This window comes from Novosphingobium sp. SG919 (assembly GCF_012932495.1).
GTDB lineage: Bacteria > Pseudomonadota > Alphaproteobacteria > Sphingomonadales > Sphingomonadaceae > Novosphingobium > Novosphingobium rhizosphaerae.
Genome location: NZ_JABCNG010000001.1, coordinates 2,280,227 through 2,306,904, shown reverse-complemented (window position 1 = coordinate 2,306,904; position 26,678 = coordinate 2,280,227). Strand labels below are relative to the sequence as shown.

Here is a 26,678-nt window from a genome sequence, read left to right as displayed (position 1 = left end):
GTCCCGGCCCTTGGCTGCTGGCCAACGTGCCTTGGACCGAGGCTCGCCACCGCATCATCGCGCGCGGCGCCACCGCCGTTGTCGCGCGCCATCTGGGAGTGCCTGAAGGTGCGCCCTGTCTGGTGGTAGAGCGCCGCATCTGGAACGGCGACGTTCCGGTGACCTTCGCCAGATTGTGGTACCCGGGCGAAGATCACGCACTAGAGGGGCGCTTCCTCCCATCCTGGTGATGCCCGCATAGGGTTCGTTTGGGGCATCGCGGGTTTCATGCGTTGACTTCGCGCCCATATAGGGTAGGGGGGTACCCTATGGCACATCTCAGCATGGACTCCGAAGCACTCGTCAAGCGAGTGAGACGTCTTATCGGTCAACTCCAGGCCATCGAACGCGCGCTTGCAGAAGGCGGCGATTGCACCACAACTTTGCACCTGGCCGCTGCAGCACGCGGGGCGATGGGTGGCCTGATCGATGAACTGATCGAGTCGCATCTCAAGGCCCATGTCGCCGCACCAGGGCTTTCCAACGAAGACCGCGAAGAGGGCGCGCAGGCGCTTATCGCAGCCATCCGCCGTTACGCAAAGTGAGCAAGGGAGCGACTTCCATGAGCACTCACTATTCGGATACTCTCGCGGTATCCGCGGCCGCCCACGACCATGATTTCCTCGGAGCAGCGCATGATGCCAACGCGCGCCGCACCCGGCTTGTCGTAATGCTGACTGCGGCCATGATGGTCGGGGAAATTGTAGCCGGCTATGCGACCGGCTCGATGGCGCTGTTGGCTGACGGCTTTCACATGGCCACGCACGCCGGAGCCCTCAGCGTTGCCGCACTGGCTTATGCTTATGCGCGGCGCCATACTCATAACCCAGCCTTCAGCTTTGGCACCGGCAAAGTAGGCGATCTGGCTGGTTTTGCTTCGGCGCTTGTCCTGGCGTTGATCGCGCTGGCCATCGGCGTGGAATCGCTGGTGCGGCTGTTCACGCCCGCCACGGTCGCCTTTGGCGAGGCAACGGTTATCGCCGTGATCGGCCTGGCAGTGAATATCGCCAGCGCGGCTCTTCTGGGCCACGGTCATGACCATGGCCATGGCCATGGCCATTCGCATCATCATGATCATCATGACCATCATGACCATCATGATGACGATGACGATGGCAATGACAATGATACCGATCATCGGCACGGGCACCATCATCACGCACATGGCGACAACAACCTGCGGTCTGCCTATGTCCATGTGCTCGCCGACGCGCTCACTTCCGTTCTGGCGATCCTGGCGCTGCTGGCTGGCCGTTATCTGGGCTGGGTCTGGCTCGATCCAGTCATGGGCATCGTGGGTGGTCTGGTCATTGCGCGGTGGGCCTGGACACTGATGCAGGATACCGCAGCAGTGTTGTTGGACCGCACGCACGCCGGCATAGCTTCCGCTGTTCGCGCCAAGATGAATGCCGCGGGCGATGTTCAACTGACCGACCTCCACGTTTGGCGCATCGGCCCTGACGCGCACGCGGCGATTATAAGTGTGCGCACGCTGGGCGCGCCACTTGCTACTCCAGTCTTGCGGGACCGCCTCAACGGCATCGAGTCTTTGCGCCACTTGACCATCGAGCAGCACTGACACGTAGGGCCATGACCTGCTTCGGTCTGCAACGCGGTGCCGCGCGTTGCATGCGCGCCGGGTGTTCAAAGCAATGACCAGTTGCCCGCTGCGGCGCTGCGGGCGACGGGAATAATTGTGAAGCGATACAGATCGGGCCCACAGTAGCGGCTTCAATAGCTGGGCAAGTCGCCAGCCCTGCCATCTATGATGCTATGGCAGGGCTGGCTCGAAGGGGCACAGCCCGTTGTGGACCTACGTACCCGCCGTGCGCCGCTACGGAGCCAAAATTACGTTCCTCACGTAAGACACGTTGACGTGCTAACCCGTTCGCGGGCCTTTGCGCGCGATGCGAACAGCTGCACTGGCTGCGTAGCAAAATGCAGGGTACGGAGAACGGGGGACTAGACGGGGGACTGAATTTCCCCAGTTGAAAAATAGTCTTTTAAAATAAATGGGTTGTGCTCTTGTTCGAGTCTTCTCGACAGCACGGCTTTGCGGATCGGCGGGCAGGCCTTGCGTACCCTCGACATAAGTCTGCCGGTTGGCTTCGGCCCGGATCAGGCTGGCATCGACAGCAAAGCGGTCGCCGCCGACCAGCCCTTCGTCAATGCAGCGCCGCACGGTGGCTTCGAACAGCTGGCGAAACAGGTCGCTCTCCCGGAAACGACCATGGCGGTTCTTCGAAAAGGTCGAGTGATCCGGCACGTCGCCGTCGAGCCCCAGACGGCAGGACCTGCGGCAAGCCAGGTAGAGGTGTACCTCCTCGCATAGGCGGCGCTCCGACCTGATGCCGAAGCAGTACCCCACGATCAGCATCCGCAGCATCAGCTCAGGGTCGATCGAAGGGCGACCGATCGCGCTGTAAAAGCCGCGCAGGTGCTCGCGCATGCCCGACAGGTCCACGAACCGGTCGATCGCCCGCAGCAGATGGTCGGCGAGGACATGCCGATCCAGGCTGAACTCGTAGAACAGGGCCTCCTGCGCCACCCGGCGCTCGCCCATCATGGCTTGGCATCCTTCAGCATTCTAATGCTGAATCAGACCCTTACCCCAAGTGCAAGCCCGGCTTTTTCAACACAATCCACCAACCCAGGCCATTCATGGGGCCAGCGACATTGATAAACAAACGACCGCTTCCGGCGTACACTCAGGCGCCCGAACGTCCGGAATTGCGGCGCTTGCCGCCGGGATCGTCAGACATATTCCAATTTCCGGTTTCAGCGTGTTCGGACTTACAAGAGCTCGTTGCCGGACGGCGTGATCTGGTCGGGTGATGCCGGTGCTGCCTTAATTGCCGCCCTTCGCCAGCCAAATATCACCCGTCCGAGCTGGCCTTTCGTTCATCATCCACTGACAACGGCCTACGACTTCTGGGTCGAGGTCCGACTGCCTAACGCAACGGCATAAACAGGTCGGTGATGGCTTCATGCTCGGGAACATCGGGGAAGAAACGGACGCGCTGAGCATAGAGCGGGAAGTCGCGCAGTTCCTCGCCGCTGGCGGGCAGCCACGTGCCATAGAGGAATTCAGCCGCCGGGCGCAGATCGTCACTGCTGCCCATCACCCGCAGCACGGCGCAACGCCCGCCCGGGATCGGGCCGACTTCCACGCCTTCATCCTCAGCAGTCAGTGGGCGGCGAATTTCGGTGGCCAAATCGATGTGATAGGCGTCAGGGCCGCTTATCTCTGGGTCGGTATGGAAGATGGTGTAGGTGGCGTGATCGGCGGCGCGCACCCCTTTTCCCTTTCGCCATGCGATGAAGCGCCGGATCGTTTCACCAAGGCTCTGCGGATCGCCGTGGTGGCTCATAAAGGCGACGTTGGTGTCGGGCACCTCGCGCAGGGTTACATCTTCGCTCGAGAAGTGTTGGGTCATGACTTGGCTCCTTGCCCGGGAGAGCGGCGCCATTGCCGCCTCCCATGCCGCCCAGTCTGGCCGCTCCCGAAAGGCCAAAGGCGCCTGACCCATGCGCTGGTGAAAGGCGCGGGCGAAGCTGTCGGGCGCCTCATAACCGGCGTCGAACGCGATGTCGGTTACGGTATCCGCGCGATAGGCCAAGCGCGAAGCTGCCCGTTTCATCCGCGCCATTTGCACATAGCGGTGGAGCGACATGCCGAACATGGCGCTGAACTGCCGATGGAAATGGAAGGGCGAAAAGGCTGCAACCCCGCTGAGCACATCAAGCCCCAGATCGCCATCGAGATGACGGTCGATATGATCGACCACCCGCTGCATACGCAGCAGATAACGGGCTTCGTTGGTGTTGGCGGCAGACATCGGGAACGTCCTTACTGGTGGCCCTGCCTCTTAGCCATGCCGGTATGATCGCCGCTCGACCGATCTTGCGCAATGCCTGTCGCTACTTTCCCCTCGGCGGGATGCCCAGCGCCATTTGCGCGATGGCACCGATCATTCTAGGATGGAAAGGTCGAGCCAGATCGTGCCCCATCCCCTCGATGGCCAACAGGCACGCGCCAGGAATGGCCGAAGCGTGTCTTCTCCATGAGGCAGTGGAAAAAACGGGTCGGCAGTGCCATGGATAACCAGAGACGGGGCCGTTATTCGGGCCAAACGTTCCCGGGGATTACCGTCCATCGCAATTGCGGCCATCTGGCGCGCTGACGCTCTGAGATCTCCGCGACATCGCAACTCTTCCAGAATGAGAGCCCGTTGCCCGGCCTCATCGAAGGGTAAGCATGGCACCGCGATCCGCCGCGCAAACCGCAGACGATGGTCGACATGACCCGCTTCATCCATGCCTGGATCGGGCGTGGGCACCATCATCATCGCAACAACGTCCGGCTCCGGTGAGCGCACTGCCCGGCGTCAGGGTGATGGAAAGCGGAGAGGATCTTTCCGCCATCGTTGCCTTCCGCATTGCTGGTATTCTTGATGCTCAGGTCATGGCCGATTTGGCGCGGCAAGGCATTCGCATCGGCGTTTTGGAAAAGGCGCAAGCGCCCATCGATATGGCGGCACACGGACTGGACACAGTGCTGCGCGCCGCTCCGCAGGTCTATACGAGCGAGCACGACGTCGATGCGCTGGTGCAGGCCGTGGCCGATCTGGCGGTCATGGCCTAAAACCAACAGACCCTGCAGCAAATCAGCTCCGCAGGCCGAAAGCGCCATTCACCCTGTGCACAACCGTCCCAAAGCCGCATCGATACGCGGGTCATCCATCATCGCCACATTGAACCGCATAAAGCCCGAGGCCGTCTGGCTGCTGCTGAAGACATTGCCCGGCGCCAACACAATATCCTCCTCCAGCGCGCGGCGCGCCAGCGCAGTGGCATCAATGCCAGCGGGGAGGCGGCACCACAAGAAGATGCCCGCCGAAGGTTCGATCCAGGGCGTCAGGCCAAGGGCCTTCAGGCGACGGACCGCATTGCCACGCGCATCGGCAAGGCGCGCACGGATCTGCTCCATATGGCGGCGATAGCTGCCGTCGGTCAGGATCTGGTGGACCAGGTTGGCGCCCACGGTATTGCCGGGCATGCCGGTGGCCATGCGCAGGTCGGCCAGGCCCGCGATCCAATCTGCCCGCGCCGCGACATGACCGACGCGCAGGCTGCCCGAGAGCGACTTGGAGAAGCTGCCCACGCGGATCACCCGTTCCAGTCCGTCGAAACTGGCGTAGCGCGGGGCCTGGGTGGTTTCGAAATCGGCGAAGATGTCGTCCTCCACCAGGACCATGCCGGCGCTTTCGGCAATTTTCAGCACGCGCCGTGCCACTTGCGCCGAAAGTGTGGCGCCGGTGGGATTGTGGATCGCCGAATTGGTGATGTAGAGCCGCGGCGCATGGGCGGTCACGGCCTCCGCGAAGGCTTCCACATCGGGTCCCTGCGGCGTGAAGGGCACGCCGATCACCCTGGCGCGGTGCGCGCGCAGCAGGGCGTGGAAGTTGAAATAGGTTGGGTCGTCCACCAGCACCACATCGCCCGGTGCGATCAGATAGCGACAGACCAGATCGATCGCCTGCGTGCCCGAGGCGGTGAGCAGGATCTGATCGGGTGTGGTTTCGATGGTCTGATCCGCCAGCCGCCGGGCGATCAGCTGGCGCAGCGAACCGAGCCCTAGCGGTGAGCCGTAGCCCAGCAGCGTGTCAGCATCGCCATGGCGTGCCAGATGGCGCAATCCCTTGCGCAGCAGTTCTTGGGGCAGCCAGCTTTCAGGCAGCCATCCGCTGCCGGGCTTGAGCGCGCCGGGCCGCCCGTTGAGCGAGAGACGCAGCGCCCAGATCGGATCGACCTCTCGTTCGCGCTCGGGTTCAGCATCGGCGATCGTGAAAGGGGCGAGCACCGGTGCTACATAGAAGCCCGATCCGGGGCGCGCATGGATCGTCCCCCGCGCGGCGAGGCGCTCGTAGGCTTCCACCACCGTCGATTTGGAGAAGCCCGAAGTGTCCGCCATCGCCCGCACTGATGGCAGACGTGCGCCTGCGGCCAGCGCGCGGCGCTCGATCCGGCCCTGGATCAGGGCCATCACCTGTTCCACCTTGGTGCTGCTAGGCGCGTGCTGCGGCTGCAAGTGTACTCTCCATCATATCAGTACGGTTCATTACTATCGTACTGCATTGTCCATGGCACGGCCAGCCCCTGAAGTGCAGAGACAGGCTCGTTCCCGCATGGAGTTGAGATGATGAATTCCCAAGGCTTGTACCGCTTCAGGCAACATTCCACCCCGATGCTGTTCGCCACTCTGGCGGTGCTGAGCGGCTGGGCCGTGCCGTCCAGCGCGCACACCGATCCCTTTGGCGAGCGGGTTGAGATCAAGGTGCACCGGCCCACCACGCCGGTGCGCAGCGACGCCATGGCGCGGCATAACATCGTGCGTTTGGGAAAGGCTGCCATGCAGGCCTGCGGCGCATCGGACCAAAGCTTAGCCCAGGTACAAGCGGCGGTGCGCCGGTCCCCTTGCTGGCATCAGGCGATGGATAGCGCCGTCCGCCAAGTCGGCGATACACAGCTGAGCGCATGGTGGGCCGCGCATCGTTAGCGTCCGCGCGCGTGACGTCAATTTCGGTATAGATCGAGATGAGCGCATGGGGTGGAGCATGCCCCACCCCATGCGATTTCGATCTCGGAGCCCGACCCGCAGGACTTTCAGCCGGGTCGAACGAACAGGTCGACCATGGCACCGTTATGCGCTGCGGAGCCCGCGTCAGCGAAGCCGTGCGCGGTAGCGAACCGGATCGAACGCGCATTATCGGAATTGTGATACCTGCCTTGAAACGCCGGAGGGTGTTCAAATCGGGCGTGGCCCGGGTAACAGCATGATGATCAAGGCTGGGTCACCGATGCTGCTGATGCGATCGGCAAGGTTCCACGGCTGGGTTTTGCACTTATTCTCCATGACGCGAGCCAATCTCCTGCCACTTTGACCCAAGCATGGCTGCCGACGCGACTTTGCGCAAAGCAGCTCGCAACCGATCGACCTAAACAGCAGTAAGTCTGTTTTCTACTCGCTGACTTCGAACTGCGAATGAGCCGCGAGTGATACAATCGTTCACTGTCAATGCGGATGCGTGGACGGCGTGAGTGGCCTCGAGCCAGGAACCACGTGAATCGCCGTCGAAGCTGCGGATCTTGGGCGCGCGACGATGCATCGAAAGTGGACCGTCGAACAAGGGCACAGGTCGGCCGGCGCGAATATTGCTTTGTGGTTAATCACTCCTAAGTACTCGCCCTATAGCCAGTCTACATGAGACTGACGACCATCACGAACTGGGCTTATGGCGTCACCGTCGTATTGTCCCTCATTTCCGGGGGAACGATGCTGCTCGCTTCCCACGCCCAGGATGAGGAACGCACGGCGGTTGCCGAACGCGCCTTGCTGGATCGAGCCGCAGAAAAGATCGTGGAAGAGGAAGGTGCTCTGAGTGGTCTGGCGCGGCAATTCGTCATCAGCGGAGATGCACGAGATCTGGCTGCCTATCAGCAAGCAGGCCAAGGCCTGCGTTCGGTGGAGCAGCGCATGCGCGGCATGTTGGATGCAGGCGCATCGTCGGACGAGTTGGACGCGCTCAAAGCTGGCATGCTAGCCATCGACGAGCTTCAGGACGAGCAGCAGGAGGCTATTACCGCACGCCGGAAGGCCAACAAGTCCTTGGCCATCGAACGGCTGTTCGGGGCCGATTACGAACGCGATCTCGACCGGGCAATGGCCCAGTTCGACAAGTTCCAATACCAGCTCGATCAGCGCACCGAAACGGAGGTTGCCGGTGCCACGGCCCTGGCGCGAATTTGGAGGTCAGCCTCGGAAGCGGCGCTTGCCGTCACCGCTTCCCTGTTCCTCTGCGTGATGTATTTCATTTTCCGCAGGCGGGTAATCCATCCGGTGGTGAAGCTCAGCGATGTGGTGGCGCGACTTGCGGCGGAAGATTACGCCGCCATCCCGCCCGAGTTCGCCCACGTCGACGAGATCGGTGATATGGCTCACGCCATCCGAACCTTTCGCGACAATGGTCTGGCGCGACAAAGGCTGGAGCAGGAACGCAGCAGTGATCGCGCCATCCGGGATATGCTTTCGCGCATGACCCAGCGCATGCAGGCCAGCGACACCTTTCACGATCTCAAATCCGTGATCGAATGCTTTATCCCGGAGATCGCGCCGGCCTATGCTGGCAGGCTGTATCTGCTGGATGAAACGCGCCAAGTGATGGTCGAGGCGGGGTCCTGGCTCTCTCCCACTTCTTCCCCGCCGGAATTTCCGCCCCTGTCTTGCTGGGCGCTGCGGCGCGGTCTGCCGCATCGGCCCGGCGGTGACGGCATAGATATTCCGTGCGCCCATATCGAGGAGCAGGATCGCTCGATCGACTCGATTTGCCTGCCCTTGACCTCTCAGCGCGAAACGCTGGGCCTGCTCTATTTGGAGAGTCATCGCGCCGGTGAGAGCGATGCGGCTTCCGAAGCCAATCTTACGGTGCTGGCGGAGAACATTGCTCTGGCCGTCGCCAACTTGCGCCTGAGGGAAGCGTTGCGCGCCATGGCCATGGCCGATCCGTTGACCGGGCTCGCCAATCGGCGCCACCTTGAGGCGGTGTTGGAAGCTGAAATCGCCATGGCGCAGCAGCATCCCCACCCCCTCAGTTGCATCATGGTCGACGTGGATCATTTCAAACGCTTCAACGATACTTACGGTCATGATGCCGGCGACGTGGTGTTGCGTGAGGTGGCATCCGCCCTGAAAGGCTGCTTGCGGGATGGCGGATTTGCCGCACGGGTTGGCGGCGAAGAGTTTCTACTCCTCCTTCCAGGTCTTTCAGTGGAACAGGCCATCGACCGCGCGGAACTGATGCGTCAGCGAATCAGCGAACTGAAGTTGCGCGTGGACGGCGGCGACCTGGGGACGGTGACCGCCTCATTTGGCGTTGCGGGCACACCCGAGATTTGTGAGCCGCACAAGGTTCTTCAGACCGCCGATGCAGCCCTACTCCGTGCCAAGAAAGCCGGACGCAATCGCGTTGTCTGCGCCCAACCACGGCTGGACAAGGCGCACGGTTGATCGCGCCGACAAAGCTGTCGCTTGAGAGCCCCGACGGCACTGCCGAAAACTGCCTCACATTCATCCTGGGCTCGTCACTCCCGAATGACTGCGCGATGGGGCATGAGGCTCGATCCAGCAGCAATCGCGAAGGACTGGCCCCAACGGAAGCCGAGTGTGTTTGCTAATTCGCCATCATCGCCCGGGCATAGCGCATAGGCGGCATTCCGACGTGGCGAGCAAAGGCGGTGCTGAACGTACTCGCCGAACCATAGCCGACCTGCGCGGCGATATAGTCGATCGTCAACTCGCGTTGGTGCAACAAGCGTTTGGCCAACGCCATGCGCCATGACAGCAGATATTCCATGGGCGGCAGTCCGACAATGCGGCTGAAACGCGCAAAGAACGCAGAACGCGACATCGCCGCCTCGGAGGCAAGAGCGACGACGGTCCAGCTTTGCGCAGGCCGCGCATGCATCGCCCGCAAGGCGCAGGCCAGGCGCGTGTCCGACAACCCACGCGCGACGCTCGGCACGGAAGTAACATCGGCCCCGCATCGCAACGCCTCGATCAGCAACACCTCCAGCAGGCGCTCCAGCACTAGATCGCGTCCCGGTCGGGCGTGGCGGGTCTCATCGCCCACCAGTTGCAGCAGCAGCGCCAGTCGCGGTTGCTCGCGCGCCACGATCATCGCCGGCAACAGCGAGACGAGCAAGGCGGCATTGGGCGAGGCAAAGCTGCACAGCCCGACCTGCATCCTCAGATTGACCGGTTCGCCGGGAGGGCCGACGCGGAACCGCCCTTCGGCGATGGCCCTCGGCATCATGGCGATCGCTGGCGGCGGAGCGTCGATGCTCTCGACGATGTGATCGTTGGTGAAAGGGGACAGCACGAAATCACCTTCCCGCACGATGAGCGGTGGCCGACCCGGTGACACGACCCGGCACGCCCCTTCCAGCACCGCGAAAAAGACCGGCTTTCCCTCGATATCGCGGCGAACGCGCCAGCGCCCAGCATATTCGACGAGCTTAGAATAGCTCGCCGAGGGCTGGAGCAAGGTGACGATCTCGGCAAGCGGGTCAACGGTCATTGCAGGACTATGGCCAAAGAATCTGGGACGTTCAACCATAGAACGTCCCGCATTCCGCACCCATATCCAGACAGGCAACCACGCCATCGGAGTTTCCCCATGCCTACCGTCCTGATCACCGGCTGTTCCTCGGGTTTCGGTCTCGAAACCGCTCGCCTGTTCCTCGAAAGGGGCTGGAAAGTCATCGCAACCATGCGCCAGCCCAAGGCCGATGTCTTGCCCGCGTCCGACCATCTGACGATACTGCCGCTTGACGTCACCGACCCCGACAGCATCGCGAAGGCACTTGTCAAGGCGGGCGAGGTCGATGTGCTGGTCAACAATGCTGGCTTTGGCGCCGCAGTGCCGATCGAGCTCATCGAGCCGGAGACGGCGCGCCTGCTGTTCGAGACGAACACGCTGGGGACGCTCTCGATGGTGCAGTCCATTCTGCCGTCCTTCCGAGCAAGGCGCAGTGGCGCGATCATCAACGTCACATCGACGGTGACGCTCAAGCCGCTGCCCTTGGTCAGCGTATACCGGGCAAGCAAGGCGGCGGTGAACGCGCTGACCGAGAGCCTCGCGGTCGAAATGGCGCCATTCGGGGTGCGCGTGCATATCGTGCTTCCCGGCCGGTCACCCGAGACCAGCTTTGGTAACAATGCCATGCCGCATCTGCGTGGTCTCGATAATCCTGACTACACGCCGATGATCGAGAACATGATCGCCGGTTTCCGCGATGAGAACGGCCCGGTTACCCACGCGATCGACGTGGCCGAAGCGGTGTGGCGGGCCGCAACCGACCCGACCGCGCCGCTTGAGATCGCGGCGGGCGACGATGCCGTGCAGTGGTTGGCCGAGGCCAGCTGAGCACGAACACTGAGGCTACTCGCGTCCCGAGCAGCCTTTCGCGCCTGCCTCGGGATAACCGGGTCTCAAGCATGAACTGTCTGTGTGAGTTGAGAAGTGATCGGGCAAAGCCTTCTCCTCCTCAGATCGTGCCATGCTTGCGGACTTTCGACATCACCAAGCGGCGGCGTACCGTTATTGAATGGCTTCGTTATCCCGTGATTATGCGAGGTCAAATCCTCGGTATGATTGAGACGGCATTATGTCTGAAACGGCAACTTTGAGGCGTGAACTTCCGAATGGACCATCGCCCTGGCCTTCGCCAAGACCGCCGCGATTGCCGTACTTCGGCATGAAACGCCATCTTCCTGAAAGCGACCGTCCGTCAATGTCGTTGCCGCGGTGGGATGGCCGCTTTGAGGCAGGCTAGACATTCGACACAAACCAGATCGCGAAGGCTGTGACACCCAAGAGCGCAAGGATCAGAAGCGCGTGCACGACGGGCGGATCCTTTGCGGCAACCTCTTGTGGCCAAGGCAAGGTCAGCGCGCTGATGGCTGCGACAAAGGCCGCAGCGGCGCCCGCGATACGCACCCAATCGAGCTGCACCCAAAGTCGCGCCATGGCGATGGATTGTGCGTCGGTGATGCTGTCCTTTGGCGAGCCGGCGCCGTGATAGAATAGGGCGGCGTTCATCGGCCAGAAGGCTGCCACCGTGAGGATGAGCAACGAAAGAATACCAACAGATGGGAGGCAGAGCAGCCATCTGTATCGCCACGGCGTCTTCCAACCCGCAGCTAGCGCTCCAAAACCCGCAACCAGCATTGCGGCCGAAAACGGGATAAAAAACACACCGGTATCGACTGGCCATGCCTTCCCATAGGGCATCATCGCGAGAGATTGCGGCGGATTGGCACTCCACGCGCCTGCGAGGACCAGAAGATCGAACAGCTTTGCGCCGAGGAGTGGGCCGCCAGCGAGCACCGCCAACCAGAGGAACGCCTTTGTTGCCTGTTCTCTAGCCATGACAAATCCTAATAGGAAGCGTGCGGCGCCCCGGTCAGCTCTCAAGTTGACGCGCCTTGTCGGCAACCTGCCTGAGCCAGACACTATTCAAAATGAGCCATGCCATCAGGATCGCGATGAAGACCCGGTTCGCGATGCCATAGGGCGCGCCACGATGCAGCGTTAGAAACTGTCCGACGAAGGCGATGGCAAGTAGGCCGGCGAAGATCAGGGCTGGCGCTCGACGGTCCCGCCAGTCCGGGCTGCCATCATAACTGAACGCGAGGCACAGGGTCGAAACAAGGACGCTCACGACGTTCACCAGAAAGCTGATGGTGTGGATATTGCCAGTTTGCGTCGTCGGTGCGGTCTCAAGGTCGGTCGGGAACAATGCGGTCACGACTAGCCCTATGAAGGCAACGATCAGAAGAGAGGCGCCGATCCAGCAGAGCCACGATTTCGGACCGTCCCGAAACAGCCCGATCGCCAGTGCCAGACAGCCAAGGGCAAGCGATATGAAGGCGGTAGTCATGATCCAGCCTGTAGGACCCACTGCATAGTCGCTGATCATGTGATCTAGGATCGTATAGTCGGGTCGGATGGCGTGCATGAGCAGGAGAGCAAGCACAAAATAGACGAAGAAGCCCATCGCTGCCGCCGCCGGTGTTAGCAGCGCATGTCTCGACGGCAAGCCTTCGACCATTGAACTACCCCTAATTTTAGCGATCCGGGCGTCGACTGCACCGCTCGACAAGCCGCAAAGCCCATGCTTAAACCTTCTTCGCGACCAAAGGGTGTGAAAAACCCTGAAATTTGGGAAGCAAACCGCTTTGACCGAGATCCTGGCATTCGGCGACTTCCTGCTCGATCCCCAGCGACGACGACTTGTCGCCCGGGCGACCGGCAACCCGATCGATCTGACCGGTCGTCCTCTGGACGCGTTGCTCTACCTTGCTTCCCACCCCGGTGTCCTGGTGCCCAAGGGGGATTTGATGGCAGTGATCTGGAAGGACGTCACTGTCGAGGACAACAGCCTCGCAAAATGCATTTCCGCGATCCGCAGGTCGCTCGGCGAGAGGCCAAACGACAAGCGTTTCATCGTCACAGAGCCGAGGCGAGGCTACCGATTCGTGGCTGAAATTGCCGGAACCGAGAAAAAAGAACCAGGCGCTTTGTCCCGCCGCATGAGCGCCAACCCGCAGGCAAGCCAACTCTTCGTCTCTGGTTGGTCCGCGCTGACCAGACCGGGCGGCGACACGCTGCAGCGTGGTCTGGAGCAGCTCGAACAGGCAGTCGAGATCGATCCGCAGTTTGCGCTGGCACACGCCTGCGTTGCGTCTGGCTATGCCCTTCTGGGCGTCTTTGGACTCGCCCCGCCAAGGGATGTCTTTCCAAAGGCGCACGGTGCCGCCCTTGCGGCCTTGGAGGCGGACCCAACCCTTGCCGATGCCCATGCGCAATTGGGCCATATCAACACGATGTTCGAGTTCGACTTTGCTGCAGCCGACGTCTGCTACCGACGCGCCCTCGGCCTCAATCCCGACTGCCTCGCGGCGTTCCATTATATGGGACTGCAGGCGATGTGCGCTCAGAACTTCGAAGCGGCCTTTTTCCACCTTCGTCGCGCCCAGGCTATCGAGCCGCTAGCGCCCAATATCAACGCCAACATTGCGATGGGCCTCTATTATGCCGGGCAATATGATCAGGCGATCGCGCAGGCCGAAGCCACGCTCGAGCTTGCCCCCCAGTTCGCGCATGCCAAATCCATACGGGCACGCAGTTGGCTGCGCCTGGGCGATGTCGAGCGCGCCCTCGAAATATTTCGCTCGCGCGCCGGCGTGACAATCGGCAGCGCTGCCGATGTGCCGGCCGCCCTGGCACTCGCGGGAAGGCATTCGGAATCCAAAGGGCTTCTGGACGAGCTCCTCGCCGCGCGGGGCCATCGCTATGTCTCTGCGTTCGATATCGCCACGGTCTATGCCGCTCAGAACGATGTGAGTGCGGCGCTGGACTGGCTCGAGACTGCTTTAGTCGAACGCGCCCAGCCAATCTGCGCTCTGGCGGTCGATCCTGCATTCAAGCATCTCCGCCAGGAGCCTCGCTTTCGGGCGGTTTTGGCCAAGCTCGGCCGGGTTCGAAAAGTCATTGGCGACTAACTCCAGATTGATTCTGCGCTGATTGGCCAGCGAGGTACAGTCGTTCACGCCGCGACAGCGGTCATTGCCGATCCCAGATCGGGACGTCGGAACCGGTCATCGGTTCTGGTGGCCGAAACCGGCAACGAACGGCAAGCTTCAGGGCGCGCCACTTGGTGCATTGGTCAGCAAAGTTGAAGGAGTGCAGATAGTCTACAGCCGTACCTCGAGTAGGATATCCTCAAACCAAGCAGTAGCGCAACATCGACAAAATTTAATTTCCTTCTTGCTCCTCCTGCGTCGTGACTTTTTGCAAAAGTCGGTTTATTCAATACGAGTCGCCAACATAAAAACTCGCTGTACACCACATTTCTTTGGGGGGAATGAGATGTTGCGACACACGCTGCGAGTAATGGCCGCAGTTCTTGTTCTGTCCGGATGCGCGCACCAGCGTCCCGGACAAATCAGTCCCATCGCCATTCGGGCAACGCGCATCGTCGCCACCGCTCACGGCAATGCGCCTAAAGCCACGCCGGACGATCTGACGACCTTCGCGCGTGAAGCCTATGCCGCCTCGCGCAAGGACATGCGGGCCCTTGGCGGCGGCGCCGGCAATTGCGTCCAGCTGGGCGTTGTCATGCCCATGACGTCCAATAGCGAGGGCGCGCAATATCTGGTACTGTCGGGCGGTAGTCTGAACGGTGCCTTCGGCGCCGGCATGTTTCTGGGTTTGCAGGACAAAAACCTGCTGCCGCCCTTGGCCGACGTGGTGACGGGCGTGAGCACCGGGTCGCTCCAATCCACGTTTCTCTTTCTGCGCCGAACCGACCTCGACAGGGCGGGGGCTGGACCCGATGCCAACGACCGCGATTACAAATGGGTCGGCGGCATGGCGGCCGAGACGCTGCCCGGCGCGGACAATGCGACGGCGCCCAAGCCTGGACATAGCGACATCGAGGATCTCGCTCTAGCGTATAGCATCCGCAAAGAGACGGACATCCTGCGGCCATATCCCTTTGGCGGCATCGGCATGCTGGCGCATGGGGCGAAGGGCAGCCTCGATCCGCTGCGCAAGCGTCTGCTTGCCCTCATCAGCCCCGGCACGATCCGCGCCGTAGCACAGCAAGCATGTCGCGGCCGGAAGCTCTACGTCGGCGTGACCGATGTCGACGATGGCTATGGCTATGCGCTCGACCTGACCGCGCTCGCGCTGTCCGCTTTCGACGGCAATGCGACCGCCACACGCATGCTGCAGGTGCGCCAGGCCTATGTCGAAAGCTTGATCGCGTCCTCCTCCGTCCCCGTCGGCGCCAAGCCCGTACAACTGCGCATTCGCCTTGTCGGCAGCGACCCGGAGGAGCATCGCCGCAACTTGTTCGTCGATGGAGGGGCACGCTTTGGCGTCTTCCTGCACGAGATCAAGGACGCGCAGGCCATGGCGCAGCGATCGGGCAGGGCCAATGTCACGCTGCTGACGAATACGCGCCTGTCTATCAGTCCCTGGCACGATGGCGACCTGAAAAATCCGCAAGACGGCTGGCTGTTGACCACGCTGGGCCTGCGGACTGTCGATATCCTGGAAAATCAGGTCTATCAGTTGTCGGTCGGCATGGTCGAAGCGCAGGCGGACAGTTTGCGTATGGCCTATATCAGCAACGAAAATCTGATGGATAACGGCCGTCCCGCCGAACTGCCCGGCGACCATCTCTACCAAGGCAAGAGTTGCGACGCCTGGCACAAACAGGACGATGAAGAACATCACCCGGTGCAGTTCTTTGCCAGCTATATGTCCTGCCTGCTCGATTACGGGCGAGCACGCGGGCAGCGCAATCAATGGAACACCGTTCCGCAAAACTAAGCGGGTAAATTGGAGTCACCGCGCGTCATCGGGGTTACTTAAACCCTCCATGATTTGCACTGTTGTCATTGCGCTTAGCCGCGCACGCTGGGTAGTCGGCACTCCGCCGCCAATCGGTCACAATGTTTCCGTGCGTGCGGTGCCTGGCAGCACACTGATCGTGATGCAGCGCTTCAACATAAAGGGGGGCCGAAAACTCGTATCAGCCCGCAATGCGCGGGCGGTCATCTTCCTTTTGTGCAAACCAATGCGAGGCAAGGGTGGCAAAGACTTTCGCATTCAGCGGATAGCCGAAGAGATAGCCCTGCATGAGATCGCAGCCGATGTTTTGCAACTTGACGGCCTGCGAGGTGGTCTCAACTCCCTCCACAATACAGACCAGGCCAAGAGAATGACAAAGGTTGACGATCGCGTCAACGATCGACACGCTGTAAATATTATCGAAATTCAAGGCGAAGCTCCGATCGATCTTTACCTTGTCAAGCGGCAGGCGATAAAGATTGCTAAGGCTGGAGTAGCCTGTGCCAAAATCGTCCAGTGCAACCTGCATGCCAATTGCGCGAAATCGATGGAGCGCATTGACGGCAACATCAAGGTTTCGCATCACTGCCGTCTCGGTCACCTCGATACAAAGGCGGCACGGATCAGCCCGCGAATTGCGGACCATGTCAAGAATCGCATCCACCGTATCGGCGCAATGCAGATCACAGGCCGATACGTTGACGGAGAGTGTCTTGTCTGGCGGCAGAACTTCCAGCAGTTCCAAAGCGCAATGCATGGCGTTGCGCGTTATCGCATGGATCACTGTACTGCGCTCCGCAATTCCGATGAAGCGCTGGGGTTCGACCACCCCCAGTCGCGCGCTGGTCCAACGTGCCAGGAGTTCGCCGCCCACCACCGCTCCTGATGTCATGGAAACGATTGGCTGCACGTCGAAATGCAATTCGTTTTCGAATTCGCTCGCGTGCAGTTCCGCTTCAATTACGTGGTCGTCCAGCAGACGGCGTTCCAATTCGACGTTGAATAGAACGGCTTGCCCAGGCTTCTCCCGCTTTGCGTGATAGAGCGCGTGGTCCGCGCGCTTGGCAAGCTCGACCGGACTGAGGCCAGCATCGACAAACGCACCAAGCCCGATCGAGACACCCAGACTCACCTGTCGGTCGGAAATTCTCATCGGAGCCGCCACGACCGTGCATATCCGCTCCGCAAGCCGCATCGCGGCCTTTCCATCAAGGCTCAGGATCATCGCGAACTCGTCTCCGCCCAAACGATAAAGCGTGGCTATGGGCCCCGCCGTGTCGCGAAGTAATCTGGCAACCTCCACCAGCACGCGGTCTCCAACCAAGTGTCCGAACGTATCGTTGATTGGCTTGAACCGATCGAGGTCGATCAATCCCACCGTCAAGGCGTTGAGATTGGCCGGGATGGCGACATTTTCCAGATCGGCATAGAAACGTCGACGGTTGTACAGCCCTGTGAGTTCGTCGCTGTCGGCAAGCAGGCGCGCGTCGCGCTCCAGGCGGCCGGCTTCGATCGCGCTGTTTGACTGTATTGCCAACTCTCGATTGAGACTGTGCACGCGGCGCACGATAACGGCAGCAACTGCCAGAAACAGAACTACGCACAAGCAGATTACTGGCAGCAATTCGCGAACCGCTAAAGAACCAGGAGCAAGGCGTTGCCAGGCAATCGTGCCAATCAGCGCGCCCGACCAATCGCGCACCTTGGTGGAGGCTTCGTCCCCTGCGGAGACGCCATCCCGCGACCACCGAAGATGCCGCAAACCAAAGCCTTTTCCCCATTCTTCGAGCAGTTTGTCGTCGAGCAAGCGGATATCGACAAAAATGCGATAGGACGACTTGTCGAGCGTTGCCGGACCATTTTCCCGGACGATCGGCGAGAACGCTATCAGAGCCGGAGTAGTGCCGGCCTTTCCGATCAGCACCATCGCGTCGCCCCGCCGCCGTACTGCCGCCTCGTTTGCCGGAACTCGGGCAAGCAAAGCTTTCAGGGTGCTTGGTCCGATCAGGTCGGCAAGAGGTGGCTCACGCCCGGATGGGAGATGCGCGAACAACGTCCGTCCGTTTGCGTCGATCACATAACCCAAGCCTATCGGCGTTCCCCATTGGGACACGATCCATGGGTCATCCAGAGACCCGTAAGCGTGGGCGAAGGCATCGTTCCAATGCGCATTGATGTACGTTTCGTTGCTGATGCGCGAACGTTCGCGATCGATTGCCCCAGAAATCGATACGGCAGCCAGCCGGTCGGCATGCTCGTCGGCGTTCCAGACAAGGAAATTGACAATGAGCACCGAAGTCAACACGGAAAGACTTGTTAGCACGGTCAGCAAAGCCGCGTGAGACGTGCAACCGGCTCGCGAAACGTGCAGCGCAACGCGGCATACCTTCCCGAGTGCAGCGCCAAAATTTGCCATTCATAGAGAATGCTTGAAACACGTTAAACTGGGGTAAATTATTCCTCCCAAACGCATGATTGAAGGAACCGTCGCTGCTGTCACCAACTCTTTCTTTACTTTGTGGCGATCATGGCCTTTCGACGTTGCTGTTGGTTGCGGCGGTGATCGGGGGCTAAGCCAAGAAATCGAGCGGGTTGGCGGCGGCCGAGGCAATCTGCCCAAACTGCGAAAAGCGGTCGATCCCGCTCCACGGCCGCTTCACTAGGCCGTGAACTCATATATTGAGGCGGATGTCGATGCGGGCTTGTGCCCTGTTGTCGATCGTGTGACCTGATCTATTGGGAGGATCACATGGCGATCGTCGTTCGGGGAAAGACAGAATGTTCCGTGTGCGGTGATGTCATCGCAGGATCGGATGACATCGTGATGTTTCCGCATTTCATCTGGGATGAGGCCCATCCCCTATGGAGGTTCTCTGACTCAGCGATGCATCGCCGCTGTTTTGTCGATTGGGATCAAGCCAAGCAATTTCGGCGCATTTATAACGAAACTTGGCCGGAAATAATGCCAAACCACCGTCGCACAATGCAGTCGGACGGTATCATCGTGGAGCTTGGCTGATGTGCCTTGCTGACCACAGGCATTTCTGATTCAGGCTCCATATGAGCCGATATGACCTGACCGACTTCGAATGGCGTGTGATCGAACCGCTACTACCCAACAAACCAAGAGGCGTGCCGCGTGTTGACGACCGCCGCGTGCTGAATGGCATCTTCTGGGTGCTGCGATCCGGTGCGCCGTGGCGAGACCTGCCGGAGCGTTATGGCTCGCGCACCACCTGCTACAACCGCTTTGTGCGATGGCGAAAAGCTGGTGTGTGGGATCGGATGATGGACGCCATTACCGCGGCCCATGATGGCGACACCCAGATGATCGATAGCACGTCCATCCGGGCGCACCAACAGGCCGCGACGGCGAAAAGGGGGATCGAGATCGTTGTCTCGGTCGCTCCCGAGGCGGGCTCACGACCAAAATCCACGCGGTCGTTGACGGGCAAGGGCTCCCGATCCGGTTAGCCTGACCGCCGGGCAAAGTCATGACGGGCAAGCTGTTGACGACTTACTCGATCACGTCGGAGCAGGAACAATCGTCCTTGCGGACAAGGCCTACGGTACCGATCGCATCCGAGCGTCACTTCGTGAAAAGGGAGCGTTTGCCAATATCCCGCCAAAGGCGAACCGAAGGTCAAAGCCCTACTTCAGCACTTGGCTTTACCGCGAGCGGAACCTGATCGAGCGCTTTTTCTCCAAGTTGAAGCACTTCCGCCGGGTCGCCACGCGCTACGACAAGCTGGCCGAGAACTTCCTTGCCATGGTCCAACTCGCATCAATGCGCCTATGGCTCCGCGTTTACGAGACTACCGCCTAGGAACCGGAGCAGCCATTCGGGCTGTCTGCTATTTGCCCGACGCTTCTGTAGCCTTGGCCATCGTTGCGATCGCGCGCATGGCAGAAGCCGGGGCCTCCCTCTTCGTAATCAAGCCAGCCGGCGCGGCTGCGGTTCTCGAGGATGAAGGGGATGTCCTGGCCCTCGCCGACCTTCTTCCAGCCGCCCGGCACCGGGGACAAGACCGTAAACCGCCCGCCGCTGTTGCCATAGCATTCTGCGCTGTCATCGCGGACGATGACTTCGGGATTGCCATCGCCGTTGAGATCGACGATCGCGTTCTCGGCATCGGGTATCTCGGCGTCGCTGGTCCCGTCGCAGCCCTTCCAGCCATCAGGGGTCTGCTTATAGCCCGCCGCCAGAAAGATCTGTGCGAGCTGTCCCGGCGTCAGATCGCCTCGGTTCCAGGGCCTCGTCCAGCTGGCGGTGGGGAGCTGGCTCGGCGGCGTCCTTTCGGGTTGGCGGGCGAGGGCCAGGTTCTTGCGGTAGGCGATCGTGGAGAGCGGCAGGTAGCGGCTGTCGCGGGCGACGAAGGCGTAGCTCGTTGTCTTGTCGCCATCGGTCACGTCGATCTGCGGCCAGTCCGTGCCGCTCTGCGCACCGATCTTGGGCTGCCCGTCGACATCGAGCATGTTCTGATAGAGCCTGGTATTGGAATCGAAAAAGACGATGGCGGCATGAATTTTGCCATTGTCGCCGGGACATTCGTTCTGGCTGAGGACGAAGAACTCCTCCCTGCTGTCGTTGTTGATATCGCGCCGGCCGATCCCGACTTTCGCGATTACCTTCTTGTCATCGCAATAGCGTGTCGCGTTGCGCAGATCGGCGCTGAGATCGAAATTGGCGACTTGCAGAATTTGCCTGCGATCCGCGACGGACATTGTTGCGGGAAAGCCGGTATTTCCCGGCCGCGGTGGCGTTTGTGCCCAGCCGGTGGCGGAGGTGGCAAGTGTGGATGTCGCGAAAACGGCGAAAGCGCGGAGAGAGCGTTTCATCGGCGTGTTTCCTTTCTTGCGATGCGAGCCCGGCGACCGGGCAAGCCGAGGCGCTGCAGCAGATTGCTGTTCGTGCCGCGTGTGTCGATCAGCCGGAAAATAACATGGATGCCAACCGCGAACACCGCGATCCGCTGCAACTTGTCTGCCGTGACGCCGGCCAGCAGGCCATGGCCGCCCGCGTTCCAGGGCTGGCCGATCAGCGAGAAGTAGTAATCGACACCGATCTCGTTGAGCATAAGCGCCAGGCCGAAGACCCTGATCCAGTGGCGCAACTGGACATAGCGCGCGAAACGCCGGCTGACCCAGCCTTCGACGGGCAGCAGGCAGAACAGCGCCACCATGCTTGCCAGGATCATCACAGTGAGCCGGGCGAGGTCGTCGGTCGTCCATCCCCCGAGCGGATCGTCGGTGGGCCACTGCGCGAAATAGCCGGCGATCGACTGCACAAGATACCCGACGACGAGCGCGCCGCAGCCCGCGACCGGAAAGATCACGGCCAGGAAAACTGTGCTCGCCATAATGATCGGCGCGAGCACGAGGAGCAGGATGATCGCCCCGCCGCCATTGTTCCGGTGGCGAACTTCGCCGGTGAACATGTCGATTTCGACGTCGTGTTGGAAGGGATTGTGGTGGTCGTTCATCGGATCTGGCCCTACTTGCTCAGGCCGTGGCGAGCGGATTTGCGATCTTGCCGCGCGCCGCCAGGATCAGGGCGATGCCGGTCAGCAGCACGATCCACGCCCCAAACCCGAGCGTGAGGGTAGCGCTATCGCCGACCGCGGCCAGCGCGGTGAGATTCCATAGCAGGCCAAAGGCGATCAAGGTGGAGATTCCGGCCAGCAGCGCTATGGCGCGCGACGGGCGCCCGGTCCAACTGATGACCATCAGGGCCAGGGCGAGAAGCGGCACGGCAAAGACCAGCCACATGAAATTCAGCAGGAACGTGCCCCAATGGCCGGGGTGGCTGGCGGCGACTTTTTCTCGCTCGTCCTGCAGTTCCTTGAGCGCGTCGCCCGCCGTTCCGCCGCTACCGAACATTCCAATCGGTGTTGCAGGCCCACTTGTCGCGATCACTTTCTGCAACTGCTGCTCGCGTTCGCTGAAGTCCTTGGCATCGCTTGCGGCCGCCGCGCGCTCCGCCTTCGCTTCGTCTGCCAGTTCGGTAACGACCGGACCCAGGCTGAGGAGCGAGAGGCTCTGCCCACCCAGCGCGATGCTGTTGATCGCCGGCATGAGCGAGGCCAGCAGCAGCACGATGGCGAGGGGAAATGTCAATGTGGTCGTGGCGAGGGCGCGGGCCTTTACCAGTGCCGGAGACGCGGCGAGCGCTGCCATGCCGGTGCCGAAGTCGGTGACCGGATAGACGCCGACAGCCTCGCTGCCGCGCCGCTCGAAATCCACCGCCACGCCGCTCGCGATCGTCTGGTCGCTTCGCCATTCTGCTTGGCTGAAGCCGTAGCGGTTGCCATCTTCGCCGGCGATGGTGCCTGTGCCCGAAGAGGTCGTGAAACCCAATATCCTGCCCTTCATTTGCTGCCTCCGCACTGTCGGCGCGAAATCCGGCGGCAAAGACACCATGACCCCGCCGATTGTTGCCTTGCGGCAATCTGGATCGGTGGCATAAGAATTGTCCTCAAGAACATCTCAAGGATTTCTCAAGGACAGCGAAAAACCTTCATGGCGCCTGATCCGGAAACTGCCGAATCGACTGCCCGGCGTCTGTGGACGTTCGGAAAGTGTGCTTTCAACGAAGCGCAGTGGGCCTTTACCATGGCAGGCACACCGATTGAGATAGAAGCGAAGCCGCTCGAAATTCTTCTGGAGCTTCTGCGTCACGCTGGCGAGGTCGTGACCAAGGACGAACTGCTCGACACCGTCTGGCCCGGTTTGACCGTCGTCGAGGGGTCTTTGACCACGGCGATCTCGAAGCTGCGCAAGGCCATGGGAGATGAAGGGCGGTTGATCGAGACGGTGCCGCGGATCGGCTATCGGCTGGCTGGCCCGGTCTCCGTGCAATTGATCCGATCCGGGACGCCCAGGGCGCTTCCGATCGAGCCGGGCTCATCGGTGCCCAACCGCCCCAACTGGCACTTTGTCGAGCGCCTCGATCTCTCTGCGGGCAGCGAAGTCTGGCGGATCGAGCACGGCAAGACCAGCGAAACGCACGTCCTCAAATTTGCGACCGACGCGGACCGCCTGCGCGCGCTCAAGCGCGAGAGCGCGATATCGCTACTGCTGGTCCAGTCTCTTGGCGAGCGGCCGGACTTCGTTGCGGTGCTCGACTGGAACTTCACGACCGCGCCCTATTCGCTCGAAAGCGCCTATGGCGGGCCTGATCTCGCGCAATGGGCGGACGAGCAGGGCGGCCTGGCGGCGATTCCCCTGGCGATCAGGCTCGATATTGTCGCCAGCGTGGCTTCGACCATCGCGGCTGCCCACGGTCTTGGCATTCTGCACAAGGACATCAAGCCCGGTAACATTCTTGTCTCGGTCGATCGCAACGGGCACTGGCAGCCCAAGGTGGTTGACTTCGGAAGCGCCGTCGTCTCCAACCCGGACAGGCTCGCGGTGATGGACATCACCCAGAGTGGTTTCGGCCCGACCGGAGGCGAAGGGGGCGATGTCACCGGAACGCCGATCTGGATGGCGCCGGAACTGCTTGGCGGCGCCGCGCCCAGCGTTGCCTCGGATGTCTTTGCTCTGGGCGTTCTGCTGTATCAGGTCGTGATCGGGGATCTGCGCAAGCCGCTTGCGCCGGGGTGGGAGTTGGACATTGCCGATCCACTGCTGCGCGAGGATATTGCACTGGCGGCCGCTGGCGATCCTGCGCTTCGCATGGACGGCGCGACGGAACTCGCACGCCGCTTGCGCTCCATCGAGGCCCGTCGCACCGAGCAGGCAGCAACGGCGGAGGCGATACAACGCGCGCGCCTGGCAGAAGCGCGGCTTGTTCGGGTCCGCGCACGCCGGCCTTGGCTGATTGCCGCAACGCTCGCCTTGACGGCCGGTGCCATCGCATCGTCGCTCCTATATGCTCGCACACTGCGCGAGCGCGATATCGCCGAGCATCAGACGGCGATCGCGGAACGTGTCAATCGTTTCCTCGCGACCGATATTCTGGCCCGCAGCAGCCCGTTTCGCGGCGCTTCGCCCGATGAAAGCTTGGTGGGTGCAGTTAAGCAGGCATCGCCTCTGATCGACATTCGCTTCAAGGACGAGCCCGCCGTCGCGGCTCGCCTTCACCAGACGATTGCAAATGCGCTCGACAAGCGCAGCGACTGGGCCGGCGCCCGGCCGGAATATGACCGGGCAGCGCTGTTGTGGAGGCAAGCGCAGGGCCCGTCTTCGCCCGATGCCGTGGCCACGGGTTTGCAGCACGCGATGATGGAGGCGCGGTCGTACGAGGCGGGCAGCCTGCCACGCGCAAAGGCGATGATCGCCGCCGCCGAAAAGGACATCGAACGGCAGCACCTTACCCGGCCGGACCTCGCTGTCTGGCGGGCATCGGCCAGGGGGGTGGTCGCGTTGATCGACAACGACGGCGCCACGGCCGAGGCCGAGTTCGACAAGGCTTCGCGCGCCGCCGATGCGCTGCCCGATTTCGATCCCACCGCGCGCCTGACGCTGCGGCAGCGCTTCGCCTTTGCAAAGTTCAGGCTGGGGGATGGCGCCGGTGCAGAACAACTGTTCCGCGCGCTGGTGCGCGATTTTGCTGCGATCGAAGGGCCCGATGGGCCCAACGTGCTGATGGTAAGCATGAACCTCGCCCAGGCCCTGATGGTCGAAGGCAAGCATGCGGACGCGGTGGCGCAGGCCAATGCGGTCTATCCGCGGATTCTGACGCGTCTTGGCCCGGATCACGAAATGACCTTGCAACTGCTCACGACGCGGGCCCAATCGGAAGGGGTGCTGGAACATTGGGATGACGCGATCCGCGACGATCTGCGCGTCCACGAAATCGCGGTGGGCAAGCAGGGGCCGAAATCATTCTTCGCCATCGCGACGCTGTCGGACGCGGCCACGGCGCAATGCCGCGGCGGGCAATTGACCCAGGGCCTTATCAACGCCGAAACGGCCCATCGTCTTTCCCTCGAGGGCTTTGGCAAAGCCGCTCTTACCGACGGCACCGCCTATACTTTGGCCGCATGCCAGATTGCGGCAGGACGCTATGCACAGGCGCTGAGCAATCTGCAGGGCATCGACCGTGCGGCAGTGGCCCAGCTTGCCGCCGATCCCCATTGGGGTGCGAATGTCGATTTGGCGCTTGCCCAGATTGCGGCGGCGCAAGTCCATGCGTCAGACGCCCGTCGCTATCTTGACGCGGCGAAACCTGCGTTTTCAGCCGCGAACGCGGAGCCATACCAGGCTAGAGCATGGAAGATGCTCGATGCGAGGTTATCGAAGGAGACCGCAAAGCACAGCAGGTGAGATTGGTTTTAGAACGCCGATCATCGAGCCGTCTTCGCCATCCGTTCCGCACGGTTTGCAGTGTGCCGCGACTCCGATATCCTCGCGGCAACGCGCGGGAGCGATAAAGGCCGCCGAGACTGAGCGTTGTGTGTTGGCGTGCTCATGGCCGGTCCTCCCCGTATGCCAAGAGGAAGTCGGCCGCCTTGCTGGCCGCACTGGCCGCGCGGAAGATCGCCTTCTCATCGGCGCGCAGTTCCTCGAGCCAGGCGCCGATGTAATCGGAATGCCGCACGGTCGGGACAATGCCCAGCGCCGCACAGGCAAAGGCAACTGGCCATTTCCGCTACCATTTCCTCTTTTGCATAGGACGCAGAACCGAACTTGCCGGACTGGTCCCGGTCCAGCCGACTCGGGGCGGCACCTGCACCACGTCATGGCTGGGGGAATAGAAGGCTTCCCCGCCACCGATGCGGAACGTCACCCCGCTGCCCTGGATCACGCGATCGGCGCCGGCAATCGCCAGCTCGGGCGCAATCGGCGCGACGGGGATCGTCATGTCCTCCGGCAGGCCCTCGCACTGGTCGAGATTGAACACGGTAAAGCGTTTGAGGAGGACATGGTGCGCGCTTCGCGGTCTTCGTCCCTGGCCTTGGCCGCTTCCTCACGCGGGGTGAAGCGATCAGCATAGCAGACCACCGTGCCCTTCTCGCCGCGCCGGACATGGCCCCCGGCCGCTTCGACCTGGCGACGGGTCAGCCAGCGCTGCGAGGAAAAGCCCTGCTCGATGGCAGAGGTCCAGAGAATGAGAACATTTATCCCTGAATAAGTCCGGCCAGAACCGGCATTGTGCGGCAGCGTGCAGGGACAGCGGCTGGCGTCCCACGGCTGCACCCAGGGCGGGCGCCCGGCCTCGAGTTCGGCAATGATGCGGGAGGTCACCTCGGCATGGAGGGACTGGCGTTCGGTCACATTCACGGTGCTCATGATCTTCAAGCTCCTTAAACCGCCTTGGTCCGCGCCCGGGTGGCAGGGGGCGGCAGGAGCGGACCGACAGCTCCGCATCAGGCGGCGGGGTGCATCCCCCGAGGTCCCCGTTGCGCCTGCGCAATGGGGTGGGCCTTAGGAGCGCAACAGCGTGGAGCACCCGGAGCCGCGCAGCGGGCCGGTTTACCCCGTTGCAGCGGGGCTACAGGGCCGTGACGCCCCCCGTCACCTCGGCGTCGAGGCAGACGCCGCCGCGCAACCAAAGCGCGGCGACAATCGGAGGGGACCCGGAGGCGGGCCGACAGGCATGGCCAGCAAGGTCGGGCCCAGCGTCAGCGATCGTGCCGGCCATGAGACGCAGTCAAGAGGCTGGCATAGGAATGCGCCCTGATTGCCAGAGCGGCAAGTTCGGTACCCCTC

At 61.8% G+C, this 26,678-nt stretch carries 20 protein-coding genes and 3 pseudogenes; 12 read left to right on the top strand and 11 right to left on the bottom strand.

Annotated elements, in window-relative coordinates; translation table 11 throughout:
* The 3 genes from FHT19_RS10240 to dmeF form a co-directional block, all read left to right on the top strand.
* Positions 1-230: UTRA domain-containing protein (locus FHT19_RS10240; protein ID WP_169474841.1), on the top strand; the 230-nt coding region annotated here is incomplete at its 5' end.
* Between the two features lie 78 nt (positions 231-308).
* Entirely contained in the window at positions 309-584 is a 276-nt protein-coding gene (locus tag FHT19_RS10235; protein WP_169474840.1) for a metal-sensing transcriptional repressor, read from the top strand.
* Positions 585-601: 17 nt separating this feature from the next.
* On the top strand, positions 602-1,618 hold the full coding sequence (dmeF, locus tag FHT19_RS10230) for a CDF family Co(II)/Ni(II) efflux transporter DmeF (RefSeq protein WP_169474839.1): 1,017 nt from the start codon (positions 602-604) through the stop codon (positions 1,616-1,618).
* 516 nt (positions 1,619-2,134) lie between these two features.
* Here the strand turns inward: dmeF and FHT19_RS10225 are convergent.
* Together FHT19_RS10225 and FHT19_RS10220 are read right to left on the bottom strand one after the other, a co-directional pair.
* Positions 2,135-2,605 (bottom strand): annotated as a pseudogene (locus FHT19_RS10225) (transposase); the annotation flags it as partial.
* 385 nt (positions 2,606-2,990) lie between these two features.
* Positions 2,991-3,878, bottom strand: a complete 888-nt coding sequence (locus FHT19_RS10220; RefSeq protein WP_211184726.1) for an AraC family transcriptional regulator — start codon at positions 3,876-3,878, stop codon at positions 2,991-2,993.
* 530 nt (positions 3,879-4,408) lie between these two features.
* Between FHT19_RS10220 and FHT19_RS10215 the strand changes: the two genes are divergently transcribed.
* Entirely contained in the window at positions 4,409-4,684 is a 276-nt protein-coding gene (locus FHT19_RS10215; RefSeq protein WP_169474838.1) for a hypothetical protein, read from the top strand.
* A gap of 48 nt (positions 4,685-4,732) precedes the next feature.
* On the opposite strand, the gene FHT19_RS10210 is transcribed toward FHT19_RS10215, so the two are convergent.
* On the bottom strand, positions 4,733-6,130 hold the full coding sequence (locus FHT19_RS10210) for a PLP-dependent aminotransferase family protein (protein WP_348981740.1): 1,398 nt from the start codon (positions 6,128-6,130) through the stop codon (positions 4,733-4,735).
* A gap of 108 nt (positions 6,131-6,238) precedes the next feature.
* Between FHT19_RS10210 and FHT19_RS10205 the strand changes: the two genes are divergently transcribed.
* Positions 6,239-6,598 (top strand): UrcA family protein, encoded by a 360-nt coding sequence (locus tag FHT19_RS10205; protein WP_169474837.1) that lies wholly within the window; start codon positions 6,239-6,241, stop codon positions 6,596-6,598.
* 705 nt (positions 6,599-7,303) lie between these two features.
* The gene (locus tag FHT19_RS10200) at positions 7,304-9,106 is read left to right on the top strand and encodes a diguanylate cyclase (RefSeq protein ID WP_169474836.1); all 1,803 of its coding nucleotides are present in this window, start codon (positions 7,304-7,306) and stop codon (positions 9,104-9,106) included.
* A 163-nt stretch (positions 9,107-9,269) separates the two neighbouring features.
* On the opposite strand, the gene FHT19_RS10195 is transcribed toward FHT19_RS10200, so the two are convergent.
* Positions 9,270-10,175 (bottom strand): AraC family transcriptional regulator, encoded by a 906-nt coding sequence (locus tag FHT19_RS10195; protein WP_169474835.1) that lies wholly within the window; start codon positions 10,173-10,175, stop codon positions 9,270-9,272.
* Between the two features lie 99 nt (positions 10,176-10,274).
* Between FHT19_RS10195 and FHT19_RS10190 the strand changes: the two genes are divergently transcribed.
* Positions 10,275-11,024 carry an SDR family oxidoreductase gene (locus tag FHT19_RS10190; RefSeq protein WP_169474834.1) on the top strand — a complete coding sequence of 250 codons (750 nt, stop codon included), beginning with the start codon at positions 10,275-10,277 and terminating at the stop codon, positions 11,022-11,024.
* 405 nt (positions 11,025-11,429) lie between these two features.
* Here the strand turns inward: FHT19_RS10190 and FHT19_RS10185 are convergent, their stop codons facing one another.
* Complete coding sequence (locus tag FHT19_RS10185; protein WP_211184727.1) at positions 11,430-12,029, bottom strand: DUF1772 domain-containing protein; 600 nt, start codon at positions 12,027-12,029, stop codon at positions 11,430-11,432.
* A gap of 34 nt (positions 12,030-12,063) precedes the next feature.
* Complete coding sequence (locus FHT19_RS10180; RefSeq protein WP_169474833.1) at positions 12,064-12,711, bottom strand: DUF998 domain-containing protein; 648 nt, start codon at positions 12,709-12,711, stop codon at positions 12,064-12,066.
* Between the two features lie 127 nt (positions 12,712-12,838).
* Here FHT19_RS10180 and FHT19_RS10175 point away from each other — a divergent pair, with 127 nt between their 5' ends.
* Positions 12,839-14,164, top strand: a complete 1,326-nt coding sequence (locus FHT19_RS10175; protein ID WP_169474832.1) for a winged helix-turn-helix domain-containing protein — start codon at positions 12,839-12,841, stop codon at positions 14,162-14,164.
* A gap of 391 nt (positions 14,165-14,555) precedes the next feature.
* A complete protein-coding gene (locus tag FHT19_RS10170; RefSeq protein ID WP_169474831.1) occupies positions 14,556-16,001 on the top strand; it encodes a patatin-like phospholipase family protein in 1,446 nt (481 codons plus the stop codon).
* A 202-nt stretch (positions 16,002-16,203) separates the two neighbouring features.
* Here the strand turns inward: FHT19_RS10170 and FHT19_RS10165 are convergent, their stop codons facing one another.
* Positions 16,204-18,315, bottom strand: a complete 2,112-nt coding sequence (locus tag FHT19_RS10165) for an EAL domain-containing protein (RefSeq protein ID WP_248290389.1) — start codon at positions 18,313-18,315, stop codon at positions 16,204-16,206.
* Between the two features lie 456 nt (positions 18,316-18,771).
* On the opposite strand from FHT19_RS10165, the gene FHT19_RS10160 reads away from it, so the two are divergent.
* Together FHT19_RS10160 and FHT19_RS10155 are read left to right on the top strand one after the other, a co-directional pair.
* Positions 18,772-19,041: a hypothetical protein gene (locus FHT19_RS10160; protein ID WP_169474829.1), complete on the top strand. Its 270-nt coding sequence runs from the start codon at positions 18,772-18,774 to the stop codon at positions 19,039-19,041.
* 41 nt (positions 19,042-19,082) lie between these two features.
* Positions 19,083-19,848, top strand: a pseudogene (locus FHT19_RS10155) (IS5 family transposase).
* On the opposite strand, the gene FHT19_RS10150 reads toward FHT19_RS10155, so the two are convergent.
* From FHT19_RS10150 to FHT19_RS10140, 3 genes are read right to left on the bottom strand one after another with little or no spacing between them, the layout of a single operon-like run.
* Positions 19,845-20,861 carry a hypothetical protein gene (locus FHT19_RS10150; protein ID WP_169474828.1) on the bottom strand — a complete coding sequence of 339 codons (1,017 nt, stop codon included), beginning with the start codon at positions 20,859-20,861 and terminating at the stop codon, positions 19,845-19,847. The pseudogene FHT19_RS10155 and the gene FHT19_RS10150 overlap by 4 nt on opposite strands.
* Positions 20,858-21,505: a hypothetical protein gene (locus tag FHT19_RS10145; protein ID WP_169474827.1), complete on the bottom strand. Its 648-nt coding sequence runs from the start codon at positions 21,503-21,505 to the stop codon at positions 20,858-20,860. The genes FHT19_RS10150 and FHT19_RS10145 overlap by 4 nt, the downstream gene beginning before the upstream one ends.
* Positions 21,506-21,524: 19 nt before the next feature.
* Positions 21,525-22,433 (bottom strand): hypothetical protein, encoded by a 909-nt coding sequence (locus FHT19_RS10140; protein WP_169474826.1) that lies wholly within the window; start codon positions 22,431-22,433, stop codon positions 21,525-21,527.
* 108 nt (positions 22,434-22,541) lie between these two features.
* On the opposite strand from FHT19_RS10140, the gene FHT19_RS10135 reads away from it, so the two are divergent.
* Entirely contained in the window at positions 22,542-25,292 is a 2,751-nt protein-coding gene (locus FHT19_RS10135) for a winged helix-turn-helix domain-containing protein (protein WP_169474825.1), read from the top strand.
* A gap of 142 nt (positions 25,293-25,434) precedes the next feature.
* On the opposite strand, the pseudogene FHT19_RS10130 reads toward FHT19_RS10135, so the two are convergent.
* Positions 25,435-26,258: pseudogene (locus FHT19_RS10130) on the bottom strand (ArdC-like ssDNA-binding domain-containing protein).
* Between the last annotated feature and the right edge of the window lie 420 nt (positions 26,259-26,678).

Bases quoted from the DNA above. Each gene is read 5' to 3' on its own strand.
- FHT19_RS10160 (WP_169474829.1), top strand. From the start codon at position 18,772: ATGGCGATCGTCGTTCGGGGAAAGACAGAATGTTCCGTGTGCGGTGAT.
- FHT19_RS10145 (WP_169474827.1), bottom strand. From the start codon at position 21,505: ATGAACGACCACCACAATCCCTTCCAACACGACGTCGAAATCGACATG.
- FHT19_RS10180 (WP_169474833.1), bottom strand. From the start codon at position 12,711: ATGGTCGAAGGCTTGCCGTCGAGACATGCGCTGCTAACACCGGCGGCG.
- FHT19_RS10150 (WP_169474828.1), bottom strand. From the start codon at position 20,861: ATGAAACGCTCTCTCCGCGCTTTCGCCGTTTTCGCGACATCCACACTT.
- FHT19_RS10185 (WP_211184727.1), bottom strand. From the start codon at position 12,029: ATGGCTAGAGAACAGGCAACAAAGGCGTTCCTCTGGTTGGCGGTGCTC.
- FHT19_RS10220 (WP_211184726.1), bottom strand. From the start codon at position 3,878: ATGTCTGCCGCCAACACCAACGAAGCCCGTTATCTGCTGCGTATGCAG.
- FHT19_RS10170 (WP_169474831.1), top strand. From the start codon at position 14,556: ATGGCCGCAGTTCTTGTTCTGTCCGGATGCGCGCACCAGCGTCCCGGA.
- dmeF (WP_169474839.1), top strand. From the start codon at position 602: ATGAGCACTCACTATTCGGATACTCTCGCGGTATCCGCGGCCGCCCAC.
- FHT19_RS10195 (WP_169474835.1), bottom strand. From the start codon at position 10,175: ATGACCGTTGACCCGCTTGCCGAGATCGTCACCTTGCTCCAGCCCTCG.
- FHT19_RS10205 (WP_169474837.1), top strand. From the start codon at position 6,239: ATGATGAATTCCCAAGGCTTGTACCGCTTCAGGCAACATTCCACCCCG.
- FHT19_RS10200 (WP_169474836.1), top strand. From the start codon at position 7,304: ATGAGACTGACGACCATCACGAACTGGGCTTATGGCGTCACCGTCGTA.
- FHT19_RS10235 (WP_169474840.1), top strand. From the start codon at position 309: ATGGCACATCTCAGCATGGACTCCGAAGCACTCGTCAAGCGAGTGAGA.
- FHT19_RS10135 (WP_169474825.1), top strand. From the start codon at position 22,542: ATGGCGCCTGATCCGGAAACTGCCGAATCGACTGCCCGGCGTCTGTGG.
- FHT19_RS10190 (WP_169474834.1), top strand. From the start codon at position 10,275: ATGCCTACCGTCCTGATCACCGGCTGTTCCTCGGGTTTCGGTCTCGAA.